This is a genomic window from Aliivibrio kagoshimensis, from assembly GCF_050337105.1.
Taxonomy (GTDB): Bacteria; Pseudomonadota; Gammaproteobacteria; order Enterobacterales; family Vibrionaceae; genus Aliivibrio_A; species Aliivibrio_A kagoshimensis.
Genome location: NZ_JAKJSQ010000138.1, coordinates 1 through 2,546 on the forward strand (window position 1 = coordinate 1; position 2,546 = coordinate 2,546).

Consider the following 2,546-nt stretch of genomic DNA (forward strand, 5'->3'; position numbering starts at 1 on the left):
GTATTAGATGTGTATTTTCAGTATCAGTTAATGATATCAATAATCACTTTAATAGCTATGATTCACGTGCAAATGCTGAAGAAAATTTCGATGAAAATCAGTCTTTTTTCTATGATTTGGCTATTGAAGCCGCAGATGGTGATGAGCCAGAATTTGACGACGATGAACCATGTTTCTACTTCATTGATTTATAGCGTAAATTTCAACGGTCTTAGTTCGGAAATTGAGTGAAAAATAAACATAATAAACAAGAATAGGTGTCGCGTAGCCGACACCTTATTCAGGTGTTGAACAAGCCCGAAGCCCCTCTCTATATAGTAAATTGAACTAAACTAGCGGCAAACTAGCGGGACAGACACCTGATAATGCTATCCCCCTCTATCTCCCTCTCATCTATTTTGCTTTTAAGCAGGCAGGTGAGCGATGGGAGTTACTGCTATTTATACTGCTTTCCTTCATCGCTAGTACCATTATGGTCTTTAACTTTGGACTACATGTTGGGAGAGTGATTCCACCTCTTGCTCTGTTGTCTGTTATGTTCATGCCATTGATTCTACTAGGAACGAGCCTGTATAGACGACGTTTGCATGTGATGGGTGTCTGGGGTGTAGCAACACTAGCAGGATGGTGTCATAGTTTCAGTTAGATCGTAAAAACTAGCGGGACAGACACCTGATAATGCTGCCCTCTCTATCTCCCTCTCATCTATTTTGCTGTTAAGCAAACTAGTGGACAAACTAGTGGGACAGACATCTGATAATGCTCTCCGCGTAGAAAACCATAATCCCGAACCCGTTGTAACCCTTTGGGCAAAACATGCTGCAAGATGAGCCACAAAAACTTCAGGGTAGGCAGAGTGCGTGTTTTAGTGGCTTGAGTTTGGCCTTCTTTATAACGAAAGGTCACGCTGCTACTGCTGAACAGCCCCGCGATGACCTTGTAGAATTGTGACTTGGAGAAAGGACTTATGCGTATCTAAGCCAATGAAAATTATGCTATCGTTATTCATGCTATCCTCCAAATTTAGTTGTTTACACACTAATTATGGCACTGGCTTTAAGCTAACCCACGAAATTGGAGGCTAGCACCTCGTGGGGGTCATTATGTCTATATGCTTTCACATATTTGGAATAATCAATGAATATCGAAGAATTGAAGCTTGAACAGGAGCATGATCGCTTGAGGGAGCTGGAATCCCAAATGGATGAGGTCCATAAATTCATCGCATATTGCGAGAGCAAGGGCATTAAGCTGACAAAGGGCGATTTTAATTTTTCTTACCAGACAGGGCTTGTTGCAAAGTCTAATGGTCTTGTTCAGAGTCTATTTCCAGACTTAGGACTTGATAAAGATAAGCTGATTGATTTCTATGCATTGAAAAATGGAGGGCAATATGACGTAGAAGAGTTTGGTTATGTATTCGGTCCCGAATTTGGGTTACTAGCATCTCCTTATTTTAGGCGAAGTTACAATGACACTGCTAATTGGGAACCATCGTTTTTAAGTGCGCTGTGGCGTTATGAAAACAGTGAAGCTAGCTGTTACTTAGCTTTGGATTTAGATCGAGTTAGATTACCTAACGATACTTCAGTTTATGGTGAAAAAGACTATTGGTATGGTCCTTATTTCGATGGTGATATCAGCTCTATTAAAGATGGTGTAACTCGTCATGTTACTCCGCTAGAAACCAGTGATTTGCAGAAATCGTTCGTATTTAATAATGCATATTCTATTGAAGTGAAATGGGATACGGAAGGCAATAAAAGGTCTTTTCAATTAATAGAGTTTCGAGATGAGACTATTACTCTAGATACCGGTATTAGTAAACTCCACCCTGCAAGGTATCTGCACGCAGAATTTGATGTGAACAAAAATGAGTTTACTCATTTTGATGGTGCGATCCAATTGTTCGAAGAATCAGATTACTACAAGGTTCGTGATCAGTTTTTCGGGTATGGCAAGAACTCTACGAGTCAAGTTAAGGCTCAGTATTTAAAGTTATTTAAAATTAATGACAGTTTATCTATCGATGATTGGGTTGAATTTGTAGGCTTGTTTTGTACCAAGGACCCATTAATAACTGAGTATTTTACAGGGTCTTATTCAAAGCATGTTTCTGAAATTCTTAGAAAAACCGAGAATATACGCATATAATAAACGAGAATAAACTAGCGGGACATATATGGTCACCTCGCTAAATGCAAGGCAATGTTCTTTTTCTTAATAACTGTTGATGTCTACATATTGTCGGCCATTGTTGTGGGTAAACAGCAGTGGTTCACGGTCTTGCGACATATATCCGGCGTCTTTATGGCATTCATTTTACCGCGCCCTAATGAGATACAAATTGACGTCTTATCCCCCTCAACACACACATGGTTTCGATAACCGCTGTCCCGACCAGGTTTTGAATAAGACAAACCGTTTAATTCATCACTGTTATACCGTTAAAAAAAGTGTTGAGTATTGCGCTAATTAGCGCAAGCTAATTTGCCATCATAAGGTGTTTGTTTCGAGAGTACCGCCCAGATAATTCGGGCCAGTTT

General features: G+C 39.9%; 2 protein-coding genes and 1 pseudogene. 2 read left to right on the top strand and 1 reads right to left on the bottom strand.

The window, feature by feature from the left end; translation table 11 throughout:
* Positions 1–194: hypothetical protein (locus tag L4C32_RS20440; RefSeq protein WP_428198734.1), on the top strand; the 194-nt coding region annotated here is incomplete at its 5' end.
* 571 nt (positions 195–765) lie between these two features.
* Here L4C32_RS20440 and L4C32_RS20445 read toward each other — a convergent pair.
* Positions 766–882 (bottom strand): annotated as a pseudogene (locus L4C32_RS20445) (transposase); the annotation flags it as partial.
* A gap of 255 nt (positions 883–1,137) precedes the next feature.
* Here L4C32_RS20445 and L4C32_RS20450 point away from each other — a divergent pair.
* Positions 1,138–2,154, top strand: coding sequence for a hypothetical protein (locus tag L4C32_RS20450; RefSeq protein WP_428198735.1), 1,017 nt, complete (start codon positions 1,138–1,140; stop codon positions 2,152–2,154).
* The last annotated feature ends 392 nt before the right edge of the window (positions 2,155–2,546 follow it).

Excerpts from the sequence above, each read along its gene's own strand:
- L4C32_RS20450 (WP_428198735.1), top strand. The coding sequence starts at position 1,138 with ATGAATATCGAAGAATTGAAGCTTGAACAGGAGCATGATCGCTTGAGG.